This is a genomic window from Tistrella mobilis, from assembly GCF_039634785.1.
Classification (GTDB): Bacteria; Pseudomonadota; Alphaproteobacteria; order Tistrellales; family Tistrellaceae; genus Tistrella; species Tistrella mobilis.
The window spans coordinates 25,592-48,443 of the sequence record NZ_JBBIAB010000032.1 but is presented as its reverse complement, the minus strand read 5'-3'; the positions used below and the strand labels follow the sequence as shown (position 1 = coordinate 48,443).

General features: G+C 68.9%; 17 protein-coding genes and 1 pseudogene. 13 read left to right on the top strand and 5 right to left on the bottom strand.

All coding sequences use genetic code 11. The features are described from left to right. The first annotated feature begins 203 nt into the window (after nucleotides 1-203). The 7 genes and pseudogenes from WI697_RS25545 (at nucleotide 204) to WI697_RS25515 (ending at nucleotide 8,722) form a co-directional block, all read left to right on the top strand. Nucleotides 204-1,059: pseudogene (locus tag WI697_RS25545) on the top strand (IS5 family transposase). A gap of 433 nt (nucleotides 1,060-1,492) precedes the next feature. Then, a complete protein-coding gene (locus WI697_RS25540) occupies nucleotides 1,493-2,800 on the top strand; it encodes an ABC transporter substrate-binding protein (protein ID WP_345960434.1) in 1,308 nt (435 codons plus the stop codon). Nucleotides 2,801-2,862: 62 nt separating this feature from the next. Then, nucleotides 2,863-3,744, top strand: a complete 882-nt coding sequence (locus WI697_RS25535) for a carbohydrate ABC transporter permease (protein ID WP_345960436.1) — start codon at nucleotides 2,863-2,865, stop codon at nucleotides 3,742-3,744. Continuing rightward, nucleotides 3,741-4,574 (top strand): carbohydrate ABC transporter permease, encoded by an 834-nt coding sequence (locus WI697_RS25530; RefSeq protein WP_345960433.1) that lies wholly within the window; start codon nucleotides 3,741-3,743, stop codon nucleotides 4,572-4,574. Before WI697_RS25535 ends, WI697_RS25530 begins: the two co-directional genes overlap by 4 nt. Before the next feature lie 9 nt (nucleotides 4,575-4,583). Further along, the gene (locus WI697_RS25525; protein WP_062761907.1) at nucleotides 4,584-5,654 is read left to right on the top strand and encodes an ABC transporter ATP-binding protein; all 1,071 of its coding nucleotides are present in this window, start codon (nucleotides 4,584-4,586) and stop codon (nucleotides 5,652-5,654) included. 83 nt (nucleotides 5,655-5,737) lie between these two features. Continuing rightward, nucleotides 5,738-7,987: an ATP-binding protein gene (locus WI697_RS25520; RefSeq protein ID WP_345960432.1), complete on the top strand. Its 2,250-nt coding sequence runs from the start codon at nucleotides 5,738-5,740 to the stop codon at nucleotides 7,985-7,987. A 123-nt stretch (nucleotides 7,988-8,110) separates the two neighbouring features. Next, a complete protein-coding gene (locus WI697_RS25515; protein WP_296718764.1) occupies nucleotides 8,111-8,722 on the top strand; it encodes a glutathione S-transferase family protein in 612 nt (203 codons plus the stop codon). A 132-nt stretch (nucleotides 8,723-8,854) separates the two neighbouring features. On the opposite strand, the gene WI697_RS25510 is transcribed toward WI697_RS25515, so the two are convergent. After that, the gene (locus tag WI697_RS25510) at nucleotides 8,855-10,267 is read right to left on the bottom strand and encodes a dicarboxylate/amino acid:cation symporter (RefSeq protein WP_345960431.1); all 1,413 of its coding nucleotides are present in this window, start codon (nucleotides 10,265-10,267) and stop codon (nucleotides 8,855-8,857) included. Nucleotides 10,268-10,551: 284 nt separating this feature from the next. Between WI697_RS25510 and WI697_RS25505 the strand changes: the two genes are divergently transcribed. Together WI697_RS25505 and WI697_RS25500 are read left to right on the top strand one after the other, a co-directional pair. Next, the gene (locus tag WI697_RS25505; RefSeq protein WP_345960430.1) at nucleotides 10,552-12,453 is read left to right on the top strand and encodes an ATP-binding protein; all 1,902 of its coding nucleotides are present in this window, start codon (nucleotides 10,552-10,554) and stop codon (nucleotides 12,451-12,453) included. Continuing rightward, the gene (locus WI697_RS25500) at nucleotides 12,450-13,829 is read left to right on the top strand and encodes a sigma-54-dependent transcriptional regulator (RefSeq protein ID WP_345960429.1); all 1,380 of its coding nucleotides are present in this window, start codon (nucleotides 12,450-12,452) and stop codon (nucleotides 13,827-13,829) included. Before WI697_RS25505 ends, WI697_RS25500 begins: the two co-directional genes overlap by 4 nt. Before the next feature lie 34 nt (nucleotides 13,830-13,863). Here the strand turns inward: WI697_RS25500 and WI697_RS25495 are convergent, their stop codons facing one another. Beyond that, nucleotides 13,864-14,739, bottom strand: a complete 876-nt coding sequence (locus WI697_RS25495) for an alpha/beta fold hydrolase (RefSeq protein WP_345960428.1) — start codon at nucleotides 14,737-14,739, stop codon at nucleotides 13,864-13,866. Nucleotides 14,740-14,861: 122 nt separating this feature from the next. Then, complete coding sequence (locus WI697_RS25490; RefSeq protein WP_345960427.1) at nucleotides 14,862-16,547, bottom strand: sensor domain-containing diguanylate cyclase; 1,686 nt, start codon at nucleotides 16,545-16,547, stop codon at nucleotides 14,862-14,864. Nucleotides 16,548-17,092: 545 nt separating this feature from the next. On the opposite strand from WI697_RS25490, the gene WI697_RS25485 reads away from it, so the two are divergent. The 3 genes from WI697_RS25485 (at nucleotide 17,093) to WI697_RS25475 (ending at nucleotide 19,983) form a co-directional block, all read left to right on the top strand. Further along, complete coding sequence (locus tag WI697_RS25485) at nucleotides 17,093-18,523, top strand: tryptophanase (RefSeq protein WP_345960426.1); 1,431 nt, start codon at nucleotides 17,093-17,095, stop codon at nucleotides 18,521-18,523. Between the two features lie 131 nt (nucleotides 18,524-18,654). Beyond that, nucleotides 18,655-19,260: a DUF1003 domain-containing protein gene (locus tag WI697_RS25480; protein WP_345960425.1), complete on the top strand. Its 606-nt coding sequence runs from the start codon at nucleotides 18,655-18,657 to the stop codon at nucleotides 19,258-19,260. A gap of 114 nt (nucleotides 19,261-19,374) precedes the next feature. Beyond that, a complete protein-coding gene (locus WI697_RS25475) occupies nucleotides 19,375-19,983 on the top strand; it encodes a superoxide dismutase (protein ID WP_345960424.1) in 609 nt (202 codons plus the stop codon). Here the strand turns inward: WI697_RS25475 and WI697_RS25470 are convergent. After that, entirely contained in the window at nucleotides 19,947-20,876 is a 930-nt protein-coding gene (locus tag WI697_RS25470; protein WP_345960423.1) for a LysR family transcriptional regulator, read from the bottom strand. The genes WI697_RS25475 and WI697_RS25470 overlap by 37 nt on opposite strands. Nucleotides 20,877-20,878: 2 nt before the next feature. Next, on the bottom strand, nucleotides 20,879-21,493 hold the full coding sequence (locus WI697_RS25465) for a hypothetical protein (RefSeq protein WP_345960422.1): 615 nt from the start codon (nucleotides 21,491-21,493) through the stop codon (nucleotides 20,879-20,881). A gap of 315 nt (nucleotides 21,494-21,808) precedes the next feature. Here WI697_RS25465 and pdxA point away from each other — a divergent pair, with 315 nt between their 5' ends. After that, nucleotides 21,809-22,849 (top strand): 4-hydroxythreonine-4-phosphate dehydrogenase PdxA, encoded by a 1,041-nt coding sequence (pdxA, locus tag WI697_RS25460; RefSeq protein ID WP_345960421.1) that lies wholly within the window; start codon nucleotides 21,809-21,811, stop codon nucleotides 22,847-22,849. The last annotated feature ends 3 nt before the right edge of the window (nucleotides 22,850-22,852 follow it).

The following is a 22,852-nucleotide window of genomic DNA, read 5'->3' as shown; positions in this document are numbered from 1 at the left end:
TTCTGTTCGCGACACAACGCCACGCAGGGGACGTCTGGGCATGGTTTCGGTGGCGGCAGTCACATCAAGCGGTTGCGGCCATTTCGCATGGGGCGAAAAGATATAATATGCAACTGTAGTATTAGAGCCCGTCCGGAAGGTTATCGAATCCGGTGAATCCGTTGTGATTCTCTGCCGCGCCAGAGAAAAAGGGAGCGGACAGAATGTGGACGACGGAAACCCGCCGGGTTTATGAACGGCCGGGCCTGAGATATCCGAGCGACCTGACGGATGAAGAATGGGCGCTGGTCGAACCGCTGATCCCGCCGGCGAAGCGCGGCGGCCAATAGCGCAGGGTCGATGTCCGCGACGTTCTGAACGGCGTATTCTATGTGCTGATGACCGGCTGCCAATGGCGGGCTCTGCCCAAGGATCTGCCGACGCGGAGCACGGTGCATGAATATCCGGGTCTGTGGGAATAGGATGGCACACTGGCGCGGATCCACCATGCCCTGTTCGTGGATGTTCGCGAGCTGGCCGGGAAAGAGGCCGGACCGAGCGCCGCAATCATCGGCAGCCAGAGCGTCAAAAGCGCGGAAAAGGGGGGCGCGGATCGATCCGTCGGGCCATGACGCGGGCAAAAAGGTCAAAGGCAAGAAACGGCACATCGTCGTCGACACGCTCGGCATGATGCTGGAAGCGCAGATCCAGCCTGCCGACATTCAGGATCGGGATGGCGCGTCGCCGGTGCTGAAGTTGCCGGTGCTGAACGGGGTCCGCCGCCTGTTCCCGTTCATCGAGCGCATCTTCGCCGATGGTGGCTACCAGGGGGCCGCCACGGCTGCCGCCGTGCGTGAACTCGGTGTCTGGCACCTGGACATCGTCAAGCGTTCGGATACCGCCAAGGGCTTCCAGGTTCTGCCCAAACGCTGGATCGTCGAACGGACCTTCGGATGGCTCGGCCGCTGCCGCAGGCTGGCCAAAGACTTCGAGAACCTCTCACGGATGGCTTTGGCATTCCTCCGCCTCGCGATGATCCGGATCATGATGCGCAGAATCGCAAGGAGCCGGAAATCATAGATAACTTCTTGGACGGACTCTCAGCTTCTCCACAGAATCTGGATCACGACGCGGACACCGCTACGAAGAGTTGTGTATTATACGAAGGTCGCTTGATCGATGGACGCCCCGCTTCTCGATAACCGGGTTTCAACCGGGGGGCCGAGCTTCGCAAGCCTGCCGCTGTAGGTTCACCTCAGCGGGCCGTCTACGGTCAACACTCCATTGATTTTCCAATACCCGGTGGACTTTTCCCGAGATCGGATTAGAAACAAGGGATCGCCCGCGTGAGATTTCCGGGTCTCTGCCCCCGTCCGCCAGACGGGAGTGAAGACCCGGCCCCCGCTGGTCGTGCGCAGAGTTGAGCGCGACATCACGTGGTCGCGATGGATGTTTCGGAGGATGACGAGGCCGGCACGGGCACACCGGCGAATTCAGAAGCGGATCTGGACCGATGGTCATGACGACGCGGCGGGACATGCGCCGCATCACGCTTGCGGCGGGCATGCTGCTGGGGGCGGCGGCCCTTGCCGGCACCGGCGGGGACGCCCGGGCCGAGGGTGTCTCGCTCACCATTTCCTGCGGCGCGGTCGGTGTCGAGCTGTCGCTCTGCCGCGACGGGGTCGCCGCCTGGGAAAAGACGACCGGCAACACGGTCGCCATCGTCTCGACCCCCAATTCCTCGAATGAACGCTTCGCGCTCTATCAGCAGATCCTGGGCGCCGGCGCCGACGATATCGACGTGCTGCAGATCGACGTGGTCTGGCCGGGCATGCTGGCGCCGCATCTGGTCGATCTGTCGGCGTATATGGGCGATGCCCCCGCGCAGCATTTCCCGGCCCTGATCGAGAACGACACCGTCGACGGCCGGCTGGTCGCCATGCCCTGGTGGACCGATGCCGGCGTGCTCTACTACCGCAAGGATCTGCTGGACCGATATGGCCACCAGCCGCCCAAGAGCTGGTCCGATCTCACCCGCATCGCCACCGACATCCAGCAGAAGGAACGCGCGGCCGGGCAGACCGATCTCTGGGGCTATGTCTGGCAGGGCCGGGCCTATGAAGGCCTCACCTGCAATGCGCTGGAATGGATCGACGCCTATGGCGGCGGCACCATCGTCGATGCCGACGGCCGGGTGACGGTGAACAACCCCAAGGCCCTGGCCGCCCTGACCGAAGCCGCATCCTGGGTGGGGAAGATCTCGCCTGAAGGCGTGCTCACCTATGACGAAGAGGCCGCGCGCGGCGTGTTCCAGTCGGGCAAGGCGGTGTTCATGCGCAACTGGCCCTATGCCTGGGCCCTGGCGCAAAGCGCCGACAGCCCCGTCAGGGACAAGGTCGGCGTCACCGCCCTGCCGCCGGGGGGCCCCGAGGGCAAGACCACCGGCACGCTGGGCGGCTGGCATCTGGCGGTCTCGCGCTATTCGAAGCACCCGGCCGAGGCGGCCGATCTGGTGCGGTTCCTGACCGGCGCCGCCGAGCAGAAGCGCCGCGCGGTCGAAGCCGCCTACAACCCGACCATCCCCGCGCTTTACAAGGATGACGAGGTTCTGGCCGCCAACCCGTTCTTCGGCCAGCTTTACCAGACTTTCGAGACGGCGGTCGCCCGGCCGTCCCGCGCCACGGGCGATGCCTATAACCGGCTGTCGGCCGCCGTCTGGCAGCGCACCCAGGATGCGCTGGCCGGGCGGATGACGCCCGAAGCCGCCCTCACCCGCCTCGATCGCGATCTGGGCCGCCTGTCGCGCGGCGGACGCTGGTGAGCGCGAGGGCCAGCACCGCCGGCCGCGGTTCCGCCCGCACCGCGGCGATCTTCCTGTCGCCGATGATGGCGGTGCTGGCGCTGGTCGCGGTCTGGCCGCTGGCCCGCACCATCTGGTTCGGCTTCACCGATGCCAGCCTCACCGCCCCCGGCGATTACGGCCTGGTCGGCTTCGCCAACTATCTGGAAGCCTATGACGGCGCCTGGTACGGCATCCTGGCCGATCCGACCTGGTGGCGGGCGCTTGCCAATACGCTGATCTTCGCCGCCGCCTCGGTGACGCTGGAAACGGTGCTGGGCATCGCCATGGCCCTGGTGCTGAACGCGGACTTCCCCGGCCGCGGCTGGGTGCGCGCCGCCGTGCTGGTGCCCTGGGCGATCCCGACCGTGGTCTCGGCCAAGATGTGGGCCTGGATGCTCCACGACCAGTTCGGCATCGTGAATGCCGGGCTGATGGCACTGGGCGTGATCGACCGGCCGGTGGCCTGGCTTGCCGATGCCACGACCGCCCTGCCGGCGGTGATCCTGGTCGATGTCTGGAAGACCACGCCCTTCGTCGCCCTGCTGATGCTGGCGGCCCTGCAGACCGTGCCGCGCGACTGTTACGAGGCGGCCCGGGTCGACGGCATCCCCGCCTGGAAAGTCTTCGTCTTCATCACCCTGCCGCTGATCCGCCCGGCGCTGGCGGTGGCGATGGTCTTCCGCCTGCTCGATGCGCTCAGGGTGTTCGATCTGGTCTATGTCATGACCGGCAATGCCGAGGCGACCATGACGCTGTCGGTCCATGCCCGCCAGCAGCTGGTCCAGTTCCAGGACATGGGCTATGGCTCGGCCGCCTCTACCCTGCTCTTCCTGGTGGTGGGGCTGGTCACGATCCTGTGGCTGGCGGTGCTCCGCCCCGACCGGTCGGCGGCCGGCGGCCGGCACGGGGGGGCGGGCGCATGACCCGCCGCACCCCGCTTGCCGCCATCGGCCTCGGCCTCTCGGTCGTCCTGCTGCTGCTCTGGTCGCTGTTCCCGCTCTATTATGCCGTGCTGACCTCGATGGAAAGCGGCAGCGGCATCTTCCGGATCCGCTGGTGGCCGGAGGCGATCGACCTGGGCAACTACCGGGCCCTGTTCGCAACCGGCGCCTTCGGGCGCAGCATCCTGAATTCGGTGCTGGTGGCGGTGCTGGTGGTGACCGCCTCGGCCGTACTGGGCCTGACCGCCGCCCATGCGCTGGGGCGGATCCGCTTTCGCGGCCGGCGGCTGATCCTGCTGGCGGTGCTCGCGGTTTCGATGTTCCCGCAGGTGGCGGTGCTCTCGGGCATGTTCACGCTGATCCGCGGGCTTGGCCTCTACAATTCGCTCTGGGGCCTGGCGCTCGCCTATCTGCTGTTCACCCTGCCCTTCACGGTCTGGGTGCTGACCACCTTCATCCGTGAACTGCCGGTCGAGATCGAAGAAGCCGCGATCATGGACGGGGCCGGCCCCTTCACCATCCTGACCCGCATCTTCCTGCCGCTGATGTGGCCGGCCATCGTCACCACCGGGCTGATCGCCTTCATCATCGCCTGGAACGAATTCCTCTTCGCCCTCACCTTCACCCTCACCGACGACATGCGCACGGTGCCGGTCGCGATCGCGCTGCTGACCGGCGGCAGCCAGCACGAACTGCCCTGGGGGATGATCATGGCCGCCTCGGTCACGGTCACCCTGCCGCTGGTGGCGCTGGTGCTGGTCTTCCAGCGCCGTCTGGTGGCCGGGTTGACGGCGGGCGCCGTGAAAGGCTGACGCGCGCTCATGACCGACGATCTGCCCCCCATGCTGGAACTTCGCGGCCTCGGCCGCCGCTATGGCGCGGCCGAGGTGCTGCGCGGGCTGGACCTCGCCGTGCCGCGCGGCAGCTTCACCGTGGTGGTGGGCCCCTCGGGCTGCGGCAAATCCACCCTGCTGCGGCTGATCGCCGGGCTGGACGCACCGAGCGCGGGCGAGATCCTGATCGACGGCGACCGGGTCGATCAGCTGCCGCCGGCGAAACGCGGCGTCTCGATGGTCTTCCAGTCCTATGCGCTCTACCCGCATATGACCGTCCGTCGCAATATCGGCTTCGGGCTGAAGATCGCCGGGGCCTCGGACGCCGACATCCGCGCGCGGATCGCCAGGGCCGCAGACATGCTGAAGATCGGCGAGCTGATGGACCGCAGGCCGGCCCAGCTGTCGGGCGGCCAGCGCCAGCGGGTGGCGATCGCCCGCGCCATCGTGCGCGACCCCAAGGTCTTCCTGTTCGACGAGCCGCTGTCCAATCTGGACGCCGCATTGCGGGCCGGCACCCGGGTGGAGCTTGCCGCCATGCATGCCGATCTGGGCGCCACCATCATCCACGTCACCCATGATCAGGTGGAGGCGATGACGCTGGCCGACCGGCTGGTGGTGCTGAACCGCGGCCGGATCGAGCAGGCGGGCCCGCCGCATGATCTTTACACCCGCCCCGACACCCTGTTCGTCGCCCGCTTCCTGGGCAGCCCGCAGATGAACGTCGCCTCCCCCGCCAGCGCCGCCGGCCGGGCACTGGCCGCGGCGGGGGATCTGCCCCAGGCCACCGCCTGGATCGGCATCCGGCCCGAGGATCTGGCGATCACCACCGCCGACGCCCCCGATGCGGTGACGACCGGCCGGGTCCGGATGATCGAAGAGCTGGGCGACAGCCGGATCCTGCATCTGCGGGTCGATGACGGCGACGAAATCGTGGTCCGCCATCATCAGCCGGCGCCGCCCGCCGGCGACAGGGTCGGGATCACCCTCCGTGCGGCCGGCCTGCACGCTTTCGGGGCCGATGAGCGCCGGCTGGCATCCGGTCGATTTTCTGTCTGACGGCTCGCGATATACGCGATTTGTTTACCCCTTTTCGGGACAGTGTAGGATCTGAAGGACGTACACGCCGAAGGGGCCGGAAGATGGACATCGTCACACTGGCGATCTACAACGCCTGGATCACCGTGACCCTGACCATCGGATTCGCCGCGGTCAGTGCGGCACGGCGCGGTCCGGCCCATGTTCTGTGGTGGACCGCGGGCAATGCGGCGCGGGCGATCGCCTCGCTGGTGCTGGCTTTCAACCTCGCGACCGGCGATCTGCCGACCACACTGGCCGCAAACGGCCTGCTGCTCGTCTCATCGGCGCTCTACCTCACAAGTTTCGAACGCCTGACCGGGCGGCGTGGCCTGATGCCGCCCGCCATCGCGGTGATCGCGGTGACGATGGGGCTGGTGCTTGCCTTCACCATCGCCAGCCCCGACCTGAAGGCGCGCATCGTCTCCTATTCCACCGGATCCGGGCTGCTGCTGCTGATGTGCGCGGTGGTCGCGATCCGCAACGACATCCGGGGCCGGGCGCGGCCGTCGCTGCACGCCGCCGGCATCGTCTTCGCGATTTTCGGCGGTGTGACCCTGGCACGGGGGCTGGCGACGCTGGCGGGCCCCGACATGGACAGCGTGCTGGCCAGCACCTGGGTCCAGAGCGGCTTTCTGGCGCTGGCCGGCATGTTCTATGTCGGCAGCAATTTCGCGATGCTGTGGAGCATGGTGGTCGAAGACGGCGAACGCCACGCGGCCGAGCTGGAAAGCGCGCGCGAGGCGGCAGAGCGGGCCAGTTTCGCGAAATCGCGCTTCCTGGCGACCATGAGCCATGAACTCCGCACGCCGCTGAACGGCGTTCTGGGGGCGGCGCAGCTGCTGCTGGGCGATCCGGGGGTGGGCCCGGGGCCGCGCCAGCGGGTGCAGATGATCGCAAGCGCCGGCCGGCATCTGCTGGGCGTGATCAACGACGTGCTCGACTTTTCGAAGATCGAGGCCGGCAAGCTGGAATTGCAGCCGCGCGACGGGGTGGATCTGCGCGGCCTGCTGACCGTGGTCAGCGATGTCGTCGCCCCGCAGGCGACGGCCAAGGGCCTGGTTCTGATCACCGATGCCGCGGCCGATCTGCCGCACGCCATCCGCGCCGACGCGATGCGCCTGCAGCAGGTGCTGCTGAACCTGCTGTCGAACGCGGTCAAATTCACCCCCCATGGCCGGGTCATCCTGCGGGCCCGCCGGGGGGAGGACGGGTGGCTGCGCTTCGAAGTGCAGGATGACGGTCCGGGTATCCCGCCCGAGCGCCGGCATCTGCTGTTCAAGGATTTCTCGCAGCTGGACGAGACCGCGACCGCGGCAACCGGCACCGGGCTGGGCCTTGCGATCTCGGCGCGGCTGGCCGCCGCCATGGGCGGGCGGCTGGAACTGGACGACAGCGTCCCCCGCGGCGCCCTGTTCCGCTTCGAGGTCGCCTTGCCGGAAACCCCCCTCAAGACCGGCAGGGCGGCCACGGCGCTGGACCGTCCGGAAGCCGCACCATCCCCGCCGCCCGCCGCCGAAGGGCGCGGCCCGCGGGTGCTGGTGGCAGACGATGTGGAGATGAACCGCGAGGTTCTGGCCGCCATGCTCAAGCGCCTGGGCTGCATCGTGGAAAAGGCGGAAGACGGGGCCGAGGCGGTGGCCATCACCGCCCGCGGCGGCATCGATCTGGTGCTGATGGACATGCGCATGCCGGTGATGAACGGGCTGGAGGCGGCGCGCGCCATCCGCGGCCTGACCGACCCGACGCTGGCCGGGGTACCGATCGTGGCGCTGACCGCCAATGCCTTCGATTCGGCCATGGAACAATGCCGCGACGCCGGCATGAACGACTATATGGCCAAGCCCGTCCAGCTGTCCGAACTGGCCGAGATGCTGCAGCGCTACACCCGGATCCGCCGCGCGCCGCCGCCCGCACCGCCGCAGGCCGCCGCGCCGCATCCCGAGGCGCCGGTCGAAGCGGTGGGCGACGAAATGGCGGCGATCGACCGGCTGCAGCGTCAGATGGGGCAGGATCGTGTGGCCCAGATGCTCGACGGCTTCATGGCCACCGCCACCGACCGCATCCGCCGGATGACCTACGACGCCGACCCCGTGGTGCTGGCCGACGATGCGCGGACGATCGCGGGCCAGGCCGCCCTGCTCGGCCTGGATCAACTGGCCCTCATCGGCCGGCGCCTGGCGATCGCGGTGGAGAACGACGAGGCCGAGCACCTCTGCCGCGGCCATCTGGAAGCCTTCACCAGCCGCCTGCGCGCCACCCTGGTCGAGCTGCTGCTGCGCCGGGCGCGGCTCAGGGAATACCAGCCCTATTGACCGGCCCCGGCCCGCGGGCCACCTGCGCCGATGCGCGCGGCCCGCGGCTCGTGCTAACGTCCTGCCGTCCACGATACCCCCGCGCAAGGCCGGGGGACCCGACCGACGGAGGAAATACGGGTCATGACGTTGAAGATCTACGGGATGAGCGCGTCGCGCACCTCGCGCAATCTCTGGATGGCCGAGGAACTCGGCATCGCCTACGAGCACATCCCGGTCAAGATCGCCGACGCGGCGAGCGACCCCGACATTGCCCGCCTCAACCCCAATCTCCGGATTCCGGTGATCGAGGACGACGGCGTGGTCATCACCGAATCCATGGCGATCAACCTCTACCTGGCCGCGAAACACGGCGGGCCGCTTGCCGCGGGCAATGCCGCCGAAGCGGGGCTGATGGCCCAGTGGAGCTTCTGGGCGGTCACCGATCTGGAGGCGCTGTCGCTGACCGTGCTGCTGCACCGCCTGGTGCTGCGCGGCGAAGCCCGCGATGCCGCCCGCGCCGAGGCGGCGGAAGCCAGCCTTGCCCGGCCGCTCGCCGTGCTCGACAAGGCCCTGGCCAAGGGCGATGGCTGGCTGGTCGGCGGCCGCTTCACCGTGGCCGACCTCAATGTCTCGGCCATCGTCCACTGGCTGGCGGCGGCACGCATGGATCTGTCGGGCGTGCCCCATGTCGCGGACTGGGTGAAGCGCTGCCGCGATCGCGACGCGGCGAAGACCGCCCAGAAGCTGCCCTGAGCCTTCGGGACGGCGCACCGCACCGGCACAAAAGCTGCGGCCCCGCCCGGCGCCATCCACCTCCCCCGACGGATGGCGCCCCGGCGGGGCCGCGTGCCCCTTCCCCCGGGGCAGGGTCTGGCGAGGCTGCCGTTACTCGGCAGGCCCCGCGATCGGAGTCCCCGCGATCGGTGGGCCGGCAAGCGGCCGGGCAAGGCCAGGGGCCGGCATGTGTACGGGGGCCGCTTCGGTGGCATCATCCAGCACCCGCCCGGCTTCCAGCGTCGCCGCCAGACGGTCGCGGTCCAGCTCCCCTTCCCAGCGCGCGACCACGATCGCGGCCATGGCGTTGCCGACGAAATTGGTCAGAGAGCGGCATTCCGACATGAAGCGGTCGACGCCCAGGATCAGCGCCATGCCGGCGACCGGCACGCTGGGCACCACCGCCAGCGTCGCCGCCAGCGTGATGAAGCCCGATCCGGTGACGCCGGCGGCGCCCTTGGAACTCAACATCGCCACCAGCAGCAGCAGGATCTGATCGCCCAGCCCCAGCGGCGTGTCGGTCGCCTGGGCGATGAACAGCGCCGCCATGGTCATGTAGATGTTGGTGCCGTCCAGATTGAAGGAATAGCCGGTCGGCACGACCAGGCCGACGACGGGCTTGGAACAGCCGGCCTTTTCCATCTTTTCCATCAGCGAAGGCAGCGCCGATTCCGAGGAACTGGTGCCCAGCACCAGCAGCAGCTCCGCTTTGATGTAGCGGATCAGGCGCAGGATCGAGAAGCCGTTGGCACGGGCGACCGCCCCCAGCACGACCAGCACGAAAAAGAGGGCGGTGATGTAGAAGGTACCGACCAGCATCGCCAGATTGGCGATGGAGCCGATGCCGTATTTGCCGATGGTGAAGGCCATCGCGCCGAAGGCACCGATGGGTGCGACCTTCATCACGATATGGACGATGTTGAAGACGACCTGGGTGGTGATCTTCAGGAAGCCAAGCACCGGCGCGCCGCGCTCGCCGATCATCGACAGGCCGACGCCGAACAGCACCGAGAAGAACAGCACCTGCAGAATATCGCCCGAGGCGAAGGCGCTGAAAGCGGTGGCCGGGATGATGCCCATCAGGAAGCCGATGAGCGTCTGGTCATGGGCCTTGTCGGCATAGGCCTTGACCGCGGCGGCATCCAGGCTGGCCGGGTCGATATGCATGCCGGCACCCGGCTGGACGACATTGGCGATGACCAGCCCGACGATCAGGGCCAGCGTCGAGAAGACCAGGAAATAGATCATCGCCTTGGCGCCGACCCGGCCGACCTTCTCAAGATCGCTCATGCCCGCGATGCCGGTGACCACGGTCAGGAAGATGACCGGGGCGATGATCATCTTGACCAGTTTGATGAAGGCATCGCCGAGCGGCTTCAGATCCGCGCCCAGCTGCGGATAGAAATGGCCGAGCAGGATGCCTGCCGCCACCGCGATCAGGACCTGGACGTAGAGGTGCTGATAAATTTTCTTCGGCCGGGCGGCGCCTGCCTGCGCGCCCTGCCCTGCGAGACCCTGTGCCATCGCCGGCGTCCTCCTCCGGGTTTTCGCCGGCGTGCGGCGCCGGCCGATCTTGGAATCCGGCCCGCCATCCCCTGCCGGCGGACCCGGAGGCCGCTGTTGGCAATCGGCGTGCCAGCCGGCACCAGGACGAACAAATCCTTGAATTCCCTGGCGGAATACCCGGCATGCGCCATCGGACTTTGCGTGAAGTGTGTGGATATCCGCCCGGATTGGCGGCGATATTGGCGAATTTCCGCACAATGTGTGGATTTGCGCGCGGGCGCGATTCGTCGGACACTGGCGCCATGAGCGACCGCGCCGCCCCCACACCCCCGGGCACCGCCACCGTCGGGCCCGCCGATGCCAGCCTGATCCGCCGGAGACGGATCCGGGTCTGGGCGGCATTCGTCTGCCTGTGGCTGGTGATCGGCGGGCTTGTGGTCTGGCAGGCCGGGCGGATCGCACGGGACGAGGTTCTGGCCGATCTGGGCCAGGCCGGACGGGTTTCACTGTCGCTGAACGCCGAGACGCTGGGCGCCGAGATCGACAAGCAGCGCGCCCTGCCGGTGGTGCTGGCGCGCGATCCCGATGCGCTTGCAGTGCTGCGGGCACCGGAGGATACCGGCGCCCGCGACCGGCTGAACCGCAAGCTGGAGGCGCTGACCCGCGCCACCCGTGCAGCGGTGATCTACCTGATCGACGATCACGGTCTGACGCTGGCGGCCAGCAACTGGGCGACGCCGGTCAGCTTCGTGGGCAATGATTACGGCTTCCGGCCCTATTACGCCGTGGCCATGGCCGAAGGCGCCGCCGAGCATTTCGCCATGGGCACGGTCAGCCACCGCCCTGGCATGTATCTGGCCCGGCGGATCGACGACGATCGGGGCGCCGTTCCGCGCCATGGGCTGGGCGTGATGGTGGTGAAGATCGAATTCGACCGGCTGGAGGCGATCTGGGCCGGCGCGCCCGAACGGATCTTCGCCACCGATGCCCGCGGCGTGGTTCTGGTCAGCGGGGTCGCAGGCTGGCGCTTCCGCAGCCTGACGCCGCTGCCCGAAGAGATGCGGGCCGCGATCCGCGCCGGGCTGCAATACGGCGATGCACCGCTCGACCCCCTGCCTTTCGCGCCCGCGGCCGGCGATCAGGCGCTGCTGCGCGTCGATGATGCCGTTTTGCTGCATCAGAGCCTGACCATGCCCGAAATCGGCTGGACCCTGCATCTGATGACCCCGGCCGACCAGGCGATGCTGCGGGCGGTGGCCGATGCGCGCGCGCTGGCCGGCACCGGCATCGCCCTGCTTGCGGCCCTGGCGGCCGCCGGGCTGTATCGCCGCCAGCAGCTGCAAGGCCGGGCCGCCCGCGCCGCCCTGGAACGGCAGAGGCTGGAGGCGGCGGTTGCCGACCGCACCGCCGATCTGGCCCGCGCCTATGCGGCACTCGAGGCCGGGATGGAGGAACGCCGCCAGGCCGAGGCCGCCGCAAGGCGCCTGCAGGACGATCTGATCCAGGCCGGGCGGCTGGCGGTTCTGGGCCGTATCGCCGCCAGCGTCGCCCACGAGATCAACCAGCCGGTGGCGGCGATCCGCGCCTTCGCCGACAATGCCCGCGCCTTCCTGGAGCGCGACCGGGCCGATGCCGCCCTGGCCAATCTGTCCCGCATCGGCGAGCTGACCACGCGCATCGGCACGATCACCGGCCAGCTGCGCGGCTTCGCCCGCAAGGCCGGCACCGCGCCCAGACCCGTGCAGGTGACGGAGGCGATCGACGGCGCCCTGCTGCTGCTGGGCCACCGGATCCGGGCCGCCGGCATCGACCTGGTCTGCGACATCCCGTCAGAGACCGGCGCGACGCGGGTGGTGGCGGAGCGGGTGCGGCTGGAACAGGTTCTGGTCAACCTGATCGGCAATGCGATCGACGCGGTCGAGGGGCGCCCGACACCGCGGATCGCCATAAGGGTCGCGCGCATCATTGCCGGGGACGGCACGACGCGGCTCAGGATCCTGGTCTCGGACAACGGGCCGGGGCTGCCGCCCGATATCCGCGAGGCCCTGTTCCTGCCCTTCCGCACCACCAAACCCGACGGGCTGGGGCTGGGGCTGGTGATCTCGGCCGATCTGGTGCGCGACATGGGCGGCACGCTTGCCGCAGAGCCGCCCGCGACGACGGGCGGCGCCACCTTCATCATCGATCTGCCGGAGGCCGGATGACCCGCGAGCTGCCACAGGTGGTCTTCGTCGACGACGAGGACGATGTCCGGATCGCCAATGCCCAGACCCTGGACCTGGCCGGGTTCGACGTGCTGACCGCAGCCTCGGCCGAGGCCGCGCTGGCGCTGGTCGACCGCGAGTTTCCGGGGGTGGTGGTCACCGACATGCGCATGCCGGGCATCGACGGGCTCACCTTGTTCGACCGGCTGCGGGCACAGGATCCGGACCTGCCGGTGATCTTCGTGACCGGCCATGGCGACATACCGATGGCGGTGGAGGCGATGCGCCGCGGCGCCCAGGACTTCCTGTCAAAACCCTATCCGGCCGAGGCGCTGGTGGACGCGGTGACCCGGGCCACGCGGCTGCGCCGGCTGGTGATGGAGAACCGCCGGCTGAAGGCCGCCCTGGACGCCGAGGCGGCGCTGGGGCTGATCGGCCGCACGCCCGAGATGGAGCGGCTGCGCGAGACCGTGCAGGCGGTCGCCGCCGCCGATGTCGACGTGCTGGTGCTGGGCGAAACCGGATCGGGCAAGGAGGTCGTGGCCCGCGCGCTGCATGCCGGCAGCCGGCGGCGGACCGCCCGGCTGGTGGCGCTGAATTGCGGCGCCCTGCCCGAGACGGTGATCGAGAGCGAGCTGTTCGGCCATGAACCCGGCGCCTTCACCGGTGCCCAGCGCCGCCGGGTCGGGCGGATCGAACATGCCGATGGCGGCACGCTGTTCCTCGACGAGATCGAGAGCATGCCGAAGAGCCTGCAGGTGAAGCTGCTGCGGGTGCTGGAGACCCGCACGGTCGAGCCGCTGGGCACCAACGACATCCGGCCGGTCGACCTTCGGGTGATCGGCGCCACCAAGGTCGACCTGCTGCAGGAAGCGGCCGAGGGGCGGTTCCGCGACGACCTCTATTACCGCCTGAACGTGGTGACGATCCGCATTCCGCCGCTGCGTGAGCGGCGGGGCGATGTGCCGCTGCTGTTCGCCCATTTCCTGGAGCGCGCGGCCGCCCGCTTCGGCCGTCCGGTGCCGGCGCCGGACGATGCCGTCCGTCGCCATCTCGCCGCCCATGACTGGCCGGGCAATGTCCGCGAACTGGCCCATTTCGCCGAACGGGTGGCGCTGGGGCTCTCGGCCGAAACCGCACCGGGCTCAGGGCCCCTGCCCGCGGGCGCGGCCGGGCCGGGCGACGACCCGGATCTGCCCCTGCCCCGCCGGGTGGACCGGTTCGAGGCAGGCGCGATCCGCGCCGCGCTGGCGCTGCATGACGGCGAGGTCAAGGCGGTGATCCAGGCGCTGGGCCTGCCGCGCAAGACCTTCTACGACAAGCTCCAGCGCCACGGCATCGACCCCAACGACTATCGCCGCACCCGCCGGGGTTGATGATGCCAGGGTTGATGATGTCCGGGTTGACGGTTCAGGCGGCGGTGACCCGGTCGATCCAGGCGCCCAGCACCGTCATCACCTCGTCTCGATTGGTCTCGTTCAGGGTTTCGTGACGGGCGCCGCCGAAGACATGGACCGAGACATCGGCCAGACCCGCCGCCCGATAGCGGCCGACCAGTGTATCGAACCAGACCATGTCGCCGCCGACCGGGTCGCGATCGCCGATGAACAGCAGCAGCGGCATGTCGCGCACCAGCCGCGCGGTCGCCTCGGGCTGCCAGATCGGGCCGCAGACCTCGAAAATGGAGCCGAACGAGGCCTCGGCGACGGTGAAGCCGCACAAGGGATCGGCGATATAGGCATCGACCTCGGCCGGGTCGCGGCTCAGCCAGTCGAAGGGGGTGCGGGCATCGGGGATGGTCTGGTTCAGGTCTTCCAGCCGGAAACTGCCCGAGGCGGCGGCCTGGCCCAGCATGTCGACCGCGGTGGTGCCCGACAGCGCCACACCGTCCACCGCCCCCGGATGCCGGGTCATGAAGGCCTGGGCGGCAAACGAGCCCATGCTGTGACCCACCAGCACCCGCTTCAGCCCCGGATGGCGCCGCCCCAGATCGGCGGCGATCACCGCCAGATCGTCGACCAGAGCCGCAAAACCGGCCGCCCCGAAATCGCCGAGCGCGCCGGCCTCGGCCGCCGCCGGCCCGTGGCCGCGATGATTGGCGGCATAGACCGCATGGCCGGCGGCGGTCAGCCGGCGGGCAAGCCGGTCATAGCGGCCGATATGCTCCCCCATGCCATGGGCAAGCTGCACCACGCCCCGGGGCGTTCCCTCGGGCAGCCAGGCCCGGACCCGGATCTCGTGGCCGTCGGGCGCGGTCAAGGTGAAGGCGGTGTCTTCGGCGGTCATGGCGTGCGGTTCCTCCGGTGCCGGCACGCGCCGGCACCCCATGCGCCGGCCGGCCGGTCGTTGCCCGGTATGGTGAACCGTCGGCGCAGTCGACGCAATGCGCCGATGACATGACACCGGGTTCACCCCACCTCAACGCGGTTCCGGCCGGCGTCTTTGGCCCGGTAAAGTGCCGCATCGGCGCGGGTGATCAGATCGTCGATGCTGCCGGTCTCGGGGTCGGCGGTCGCCAGGCCCAGGCTGGCGGTGACCGTCAGGCAGCTGCCGTCGATCAGGCCGAAACTCCTGTCGGCCAGCGCCGTGCGCAACCGCTCCGCCGTGGCGACGGCGGCGTCCTGATCGGCTTCCTGAAGCAGGATGACGAATTCCTCGCCGCCGAAGCGGGCCAGAATGTCGCCGGCACGCATTTCATCGGCAAGCCGTTTTGCCACACCCTTCAGGATCTCGTCGCCGGTGCCGTGGCCATAGCGGTCGTTGATCCGCTTGAAGTGATCGATGTCGAGCACGATGACGGCCAGCGCGCGGACATAGCGCCGGGCGGCGGCGAGTTCGCGACCGGCGATGTCGAAGAAGGACCGCCGGTTCATCACCCCGGTCAGGAAATCGGTCTCGGCCATCTGTTTCAGGCGCTGGATCAGATCCTCGCGCTCCTGCTCCACCTTCCGGCGCTCGGCGATCTCGGCGGTCAGCTCGGCGGTGCGCTCGGCGACCCGCGCCTCCAGCCCGAGATTGGCGCGGACCAGCTCCTCCTGTTTCTGCGTCAGCGCGGCGATCATCCGCTGCAGCGACCAGGCCAGGTCCCGGACCTCGCGATAGCCGCCGTCGAGCGGCACCTCGTCGGGGCTGCTGGTCTCCCCCACCCGCCGGGCCGCCCGGCTCAACCGGTCGAGCGGCGAGGCGATGCGGGCCGCCAGCCACAGCGCGAAGCCGCAGGCGGTGGCCGCGATCGCGACCGCCCCCCACAGGATCAGGCGGCGCAGATCGCGGACCGGGGTCAGGGCCTGATCGACCGGCTGGCGCACCACCACCGTCCAGCCAAGGCCCGGATAGTCGCGAAACCCCTGGCTGCGGTGCAGGGCCGTCAGATAGGCACGGCCGTCATCGGGCCAGGTCTCGACCCGCGGCCCGGGATCCGTGGTGCCCGCAGCCAGGCCCGGCAGATCGAGTTTCTGCCCCTCGAGCGCGCGCGGGCCGAGCAGAACGGCGCCATCCTTGTCGACGACCAGAATGTCGGTGCCGCTGCGGCTTTCCCCCGGCGCGATCAGCGACCGGCGGATGTCGTCGGCCCAGCTCCACGACAGATGGGCACCGACGACGCCGATCAGCCCGCCTTCTGCCATCACCGGCATCGAGACGTCGACGAAGCGCAGCGGCGTGCCCGGATCGGGGTTGGTCAGCAGCCGTTCCAGAAGCAGGGCCTTGTGGACGTCGCCGACGAAGGGCCCGTTCAGCCCGGCCGTAAACCAGGGCCGCGCCGAGACATCCTCGCCTTCGAGCAGGCCGCCGGTCGAGGCCAGAACCCTGCCCCGGGGATCGGTGAAGCCGATCCAGGCGTAATCGGGATAGGTCTGCTGCAGGATTTCGAGCGCCACCCGCTTGGCGGTGGTGTCGTCGCCCCGCAGCACCGGCCGCGCGGCGATGATCCGGATGTCCCGCCAGCGTTCGAACATCGCGCGGTCGAGCTTGTCGCTCATCTGGAAGGCGAGCTCGTCCAGACCGTCGCCGATCTCGGCCGCCTGCCGCCGTCCGGCCACCTCTGCCACCACCAGGGCGAGCAGAACCACCGTGGTCAGGGCGAGCCCGGCCATCGTGACGGTGAGAAGGGTTCTGAGCCCCGGCCGACGCAGCCGACGAGGGCGAAGTATTCCGCTATCCGGACCGGTCGCCGTCGCCATATGTCATGGTCCCTGTATCTCACGGCAGCGCTTCAAAGTTCTAACATGCTGTCCTGCCCCTTGACAGGGATCACATCCTGTCGCCACCTTTTGCAACAGCAGTGCCCGTGGATTGGGAAGGTCGCCATGCCGATGGTGGTGGTTTCGTGGAGACGGTGCTCCCGTCGAACCGGCAACGGTTCGCGGACGCGCGTGCCGTCATGCGCGGCCCGCCGGGCGGACCGCGCCAAGGCCTGGTACAATCAGGACATCGTCCTCGCCTATGATTTCCCGCGGGCCTGATCGCGCCCGCGGCCGCCCGTTTCAGGGCCGGGCCGCCCTTTTCTCCGACAGCTTTACGCCCCACCGCCCGAACCGGATGCAGCCGCAGCCGGATGTCGTGGCCGTGCGGCTGCTCCACCGCCCGTCGCATCCTGCGTGATGCCGCGGCGGGCGGCTTGTCAGGACATCGCGATCAGATGACCCGCATTCCCGAACCCTTCCGCATCAAGATGGTCGAGCGCATCCGCCAGACCACCCGCGAAGACCGTATCGCCGCCCTGGAAGAGGCCGGCCACAACCTGTTCCTGCTGCGCGCCGAGGATGTCTATATCGACCTGCTGACCGACAGCGGCACCGGTGCGATGAGCGATGCCCAATGGGCCGCGATGATGACCGGCGACGAAGCCTATGCCGGCAGCCGCAGTTTCTATCGGCTGGAAGCCGCGGTACGGCGGCTGTTCGGCTATCGCCATGTGGTGCCGACCCATCAGGGCCGCGGCGCCGAGCAGATCCTGTTCCCGGTGCTGATCGCCCGGGCCCGCGCGCGGTCGGGCAACCCCGCCGCACGGCCGGTTTTTCTGTCCAACCATCATTTCGACACCACCGCCGCCCATGTCGAACTGTCTGGCGGGCGCGCGGTCGATGTGCTGACGCCGGCCGCCTACGACACCGGCCGGCCCTTCGACTGGAAGGGCAATTTCGATCTCGACCGCCTGGCGGCCGGGATCGATGCGGCCGGGCCTGAGAATGTCGCCGGCGTGATCGTCACCATCACCTGCAACAGCGCCGGCGGCCAGCCGGTGGCGATGGACAATATCCGCGCCGCCGCGGCGCTGGCCCGCGCCCATGGCATTCCGGTGGTGATCGACAGCGCCCGCTTCGCCGAGAATGCCTGGTTCATCAAGCGCCGCGACCCGGCCTGGCGCGATGCGGCCCTGACCGAAATCGTGGCCGCGATCTATGCCGAAGGCGACGTGCTGACCATGTCGGCCAAGAAGGATCCGATGGTCAATATGGGCGGGCTGTGCGCGGTGCGCGAGGACGCCGCCCTGTTCGCCGAGGTCCAGGCGCTCTGCGTGCCGATGGAGGGCTTCGTGACCTATGGCGGCATGTCGGGGCGCGACATGGACGCGCTTGCGGTCGGCCTGGACGAGGCGGTGGACGAGGCCTTCCTGGACTATCGCATCGCCCAGGTCGCCCATCTGGGCCAGCGGCTGATCGAAGGCGGCGTGCCGATCCAGGCTCCGACCGGCGGCCATGCGGTCTTCGTGGATGCCGCCCGCATGCTGCCGCATATCCCGCCCGCGCGCTTCCCGGCCCAGGCGCTGGCCAATGCGCTTTATGTCGAAGCCGGCGTGCGCGGGGTGGAGATCGGATCGCTGCTGCTTGGCCGCGACCCCGAAACCGGGCAGCAGAAGCCGTCGAAGCTGGAACTGCTGCGGCTGACCATTCCGCGCCGGGTCTATACCAACGATCATATGGATTACGTGGCCGACGCCCTGATCCGGGTGAAGGACCGTGCCCACGACCTTACCGGGCTCGGTTTCGTGCACGAGCCCAGGGTGCTGCGTCATTTCACCGCCCGATTGGCCCCGGACAGCGCAGGACCGCTGCGCCGCAGCGCCTGACCCACGGCCTCGCCGCCGGCGGCATGGTTTTGCCGCTTGGCGGCGCCCGCGGCACCCGGCAGTCTCGTCATGCACCGGTTCCCGACCCGACAGACGGGCCGGCCGGTGCATGACCCCGGAGACGCCGCCCGATGAAGACCCCCCATCCGCTGAAATCCATCGACATTGCCGAACTGGCCCGTCGCCATTTCGGCAGCACCCCCGATGCTCTGGAACCCGAAGAGCGCCGGGTGCTGGCCGGCATCGCGCGGCACACCCATCTCTCCCGCGATGTTTCGGACCTCGCCGATGAACAATCCGGCCGCTGGGAAAGGCTGGCCGACCGGGTGGCCGCGATCGGCGGGTCCTGGGGCTTCATCCTGAGCTTCACCGGCGTGCTGGTCGCGTGGATGGTGCTCAATGCCGGGCTGCTGCAGCTCTGGCATCTGGCCTTCGACCCCTATCCTTTCATCTTCCTGAACCTGATGCTGTCGATGCTGGCCGCCGTCCAGGCACCGATCATCATGATGAGCCAGAACCGTCAGGCGGCGAAGGACCGCATCGCCGCCGCCCATGACTACGAGGTCAACCTCAAGGCGGAACTCGAGATCATGCGGCTGCACGAAAAGATCGATCAGCTGCGCATCGAGCACCTCGAAACCATTTCCCGCCACCAGGCCGAAATGCTGGAACTGCTGCGCAGCCGGATCGAGGCCCGCCCCGGTGCCGCGCCGGATGCAGCCGGCCCCGCCGCCTGAACCGGCGATATCACAAGCCATCGCTTGACATATTCCCAGGGGCCAGGGACAATCCGACCTGATATTGATAATGAGTCGCAATCTTAATTGCGACACACCAAAGGACCGGATCCCATGGCCTTCGAGCTTCCCTCCCTGCCCTACAGCACCACGGCCCTCGCCGCCCGCGGCATGAGCCAGGAGACGCTGGAACTCCATCACGGCAAGCATCACCAGGCCTATGTCACGGCCCTCAACGGTTTCGTCGCCCGGGATGAAAACCTGCAGGGCAAGTCTCTGGACGAGATCATCCATCTCTCGGCCGGGCGCGCGGACATGGCGCCGGTGTTCAACAATGCCGGCCAGCACTGGAACCACATCATCTTCTGGCAGAGCCTGGCCCCGGCCGGCGGCCGCATGCCCGACCGGCTGGGTGCGAAGATCACGGAGGATTTCGGCAGCCTCGATGCCTTCAAGGAGGCCTTCCGCGCCGCCGCGATCAGCCAGTTCGGCTCGGGCTGGGCCTGGCTGGTGCTGAAGCCCGACGGCAGGCTCGGCGTCTCGAAGAGCCCGAATGCCGCCAACCCGCTCTCGGCCGCAGACGGCCGCACGCTGCTCGGCCTCGATGTCTGGGAGCACAGCTACTATCTGGACTTCCGCAACCGGCGCCCGGATTACGTGGCCAACTTCCTGGACAATCTGGCGAATTACGATTTTGCCGAAGCGGAGCTGCTCGCCGCCTGAGCCTCGCGCACCGTCCGGTCCAGCTCGGATTTCAGCCAGTCTCCGAGCCGGGCCACCGCCGTCGACGGCACCCCCCGCGTCCCGCGCCGGATCAATCCGTAGCGGGAGCCGTCGGCGGCGAACCCTTCGGGTGCCGTCAGGCGCCCGGCCGCAAGGTCGTCGGCCACCACCAGCAGCGGGCAGAGCGCAACCCCAAGCCCTGCGACGGCGCTTTCGGCCGCCAGCACATGATGGTCGAACAGCCGGATCTCGCGCGGCTGCGGCACCGCCGGATGCAGGGCCAGCCAGTCGGCCCAGCCCCGCGGCCGGGTGGTGGACCCCAGCGCCACATAATCCCCATCCCTGAAGGCCGCCAGTTGAGCCGCCGTCGCCACCGGCCCCATCGCCTCTTCGACCACCGGCTCGACGATCCAGCCCGGCTCGACCGGGAAATCCAGCCGCCTGAGGGCCAGCCACCCGAGCGCCAGCCCCGCGCCGCTTGTTCCAGGGTCCGGCCGGCCGCCACCGACCGACAGATGCACCCGCAGATCCGGATGATCCGCCTCGAACCGGCCGAGCCGCGGGATCAGCCAGCGCATGGCGATCGAGCGTTCGCAGGACAGCACCACCGGCCCCTCGGCCGCCCCGCGGATCCGCGCCAGCGCCTCGCCCACCTGATCGAGCGCCGCATGCGCCGCCGCGGCCAGCACCGCCCCTTCAGGCGTGGGCCGGATGCCACGCCCCTCGGGCTCCACCAGCCGCACCCCCAGATCCCGGGCAAGCTTGCCGATCCGCCGGCTGACCGCACCGTGGGTCAGAACCAGCTCTTCCGCCGCCGCACGCACACCCCCCAGCCGCACCACCGCCTCGAAGGCGCGCAGATCGTCGAGCGAGGGGATTTCGGATCGTTTCATGTTCAGGCCGCCACAAGTGCCGCTGCCTGACGCAACGTCTCCAGATCCTCGGGAACGTCCGGACGGACCAGTCGGAGGTCGATCTCCCGGATCAGGCCCCGCACGATCTGCGTGCGGCTGGCCTTCAGACCCGCCGCCATATCGCGCAGCACCGCGTCGGTGCGATGCGAAATCTTGCACGACAGGCGTTTGCGAGGCAGTCCGGCAGGATGGCGCGCAGTCTCGGCCGCTTCGATCAGGGTACGAAGCCGATCGGCCCCCTGGGGCTCACTGGCGAAACGCGCCAGGTAGAAGGCAAGCAATGACTTGCGGAGCCGCTGACCGGCCTCGGGATCGATCCGCCAGATCGCAAGATCGAGCAGTTCCAGTTCGGGCGCGGGCAGAACGACTTCCAGCGCAACCTCTGCGACCGCCCGCGCACGGCGGATGGCCGGCGTCGATTGTGCAGGGATCGCGACGACCAGACCACATCGGTCGCAGACCGCCGCAAGAATGCCCCGAACGATACCCGCGCCGTCTTCGAACGGCACGTCGCGATAGGCAAAAGTCGTGGGGACCAGAGCCTTGCAGTGCGCACAGATGGCATGCGAGGTCTCACCTGCCCGACAGATCTTCATGATACGACCTCATCTGTGAACGCTGATGAACACGGCATCCGGATCAGCCACCGACGCGCTTCTTTGACACCAGCTCCTCTTCGTAATACGGAACCTGCCCTGAATATACGAAGTTCTTCGTAGACCTCAACGCTATCGGGAGTGGGGGCAGAGAAATCCCCCCACAGGAAATTTATCCGGAAGAAATGAAGATTAAATGGCGAAACTAACTGGTGCATAATTCTCACCAGTTATGGTCGGAACCCATCGCTTTTCCCCGCCCGCCCCGCCGCTAGACTGAGGCCGACACCGCAGCAGGCACGAAGGGCGAGAGAGATGGCAGAGACGGCACCGGTTCTGGTCACCATGGGCGATCCGGCGGGCATCGGCCCCGAGATCATCGTGAAGGCGCTGGCGGGTGCCGCCCGGCCGCTGCCGGTCGTGGTGGTGGGGGATGCCCGGGTGATGGCGCGGGCGGTCGGGCTTGTGGCCCCCGATATGCGGATCGATATCGTCACCGATCCCCTGGCCGGGACCGCCGGTCCGGGGGTGATCAGGCTGGTGGAAAGCGGCCGGCTCGATCCGCTTCCGGGCTTTGGCCGGATCGATGCCGCGGCGGCGCGGGCCGCGGTGGATGCCGTGCTGGCAGCGGTGCGACTGGTGCAGGCGGGACGCGGTTCCGCGATCGTCACCGCGCCGATCAACAAGGCGGCGCTCGCCCTGGCCGGGCTGTCCTGGCCGGGCCATACCGAATTGCTGGCGGCCCATGCCGGCCGGGGGCCTGCGGCGATGATGCTGGCCGGCCCGGATCTGCGGGTGGTGCCGGCAACCCTGCACATGGCGCTGGCCGAGGCGGTGGCCGGACTCGATCACGACACCGAACTCGCGGCCATCCGGGCCGCCGATCAGGGGGCACGCGCCTTCGGCATTCCGGCCCCGCGGGTGGCGGTCGCCGCCCTCAACCCCCATGCTGGCGATGGCGGACGGTTCGGCGATGCCGAAGCCCGGATCCTGGCACCGGCCATCGCGGCCGCCCGGGCAGAGGGCATCGATGCCTCGGGCCCCTGGCCGGCGGATACCGTCTTCCTTCAGGCCCGCCGCGGCCGCTTCGATGTGGTGGTCGCCCAGTATCACGATCAGGCGATGATCCCGGCCAAGCTCGACGGGCTGGATGCCGCGGTCAACGTCACGCTGGGGCTGGACCTGATCCGCACCAGCCCCGATCATGGCACGGCCTTCGACATCGCCGGCCGCGGCATCGCCGATCCGGCGCCGCTGCTGGCCGCCATCGCCTGCGCCCGCCGCCTGTGCCCGGCATCCAGCCATCCCGCCGCCCCGGCATCCCGCCAGCCGGCCGACAGCCGAACCGGAGCCTGACCC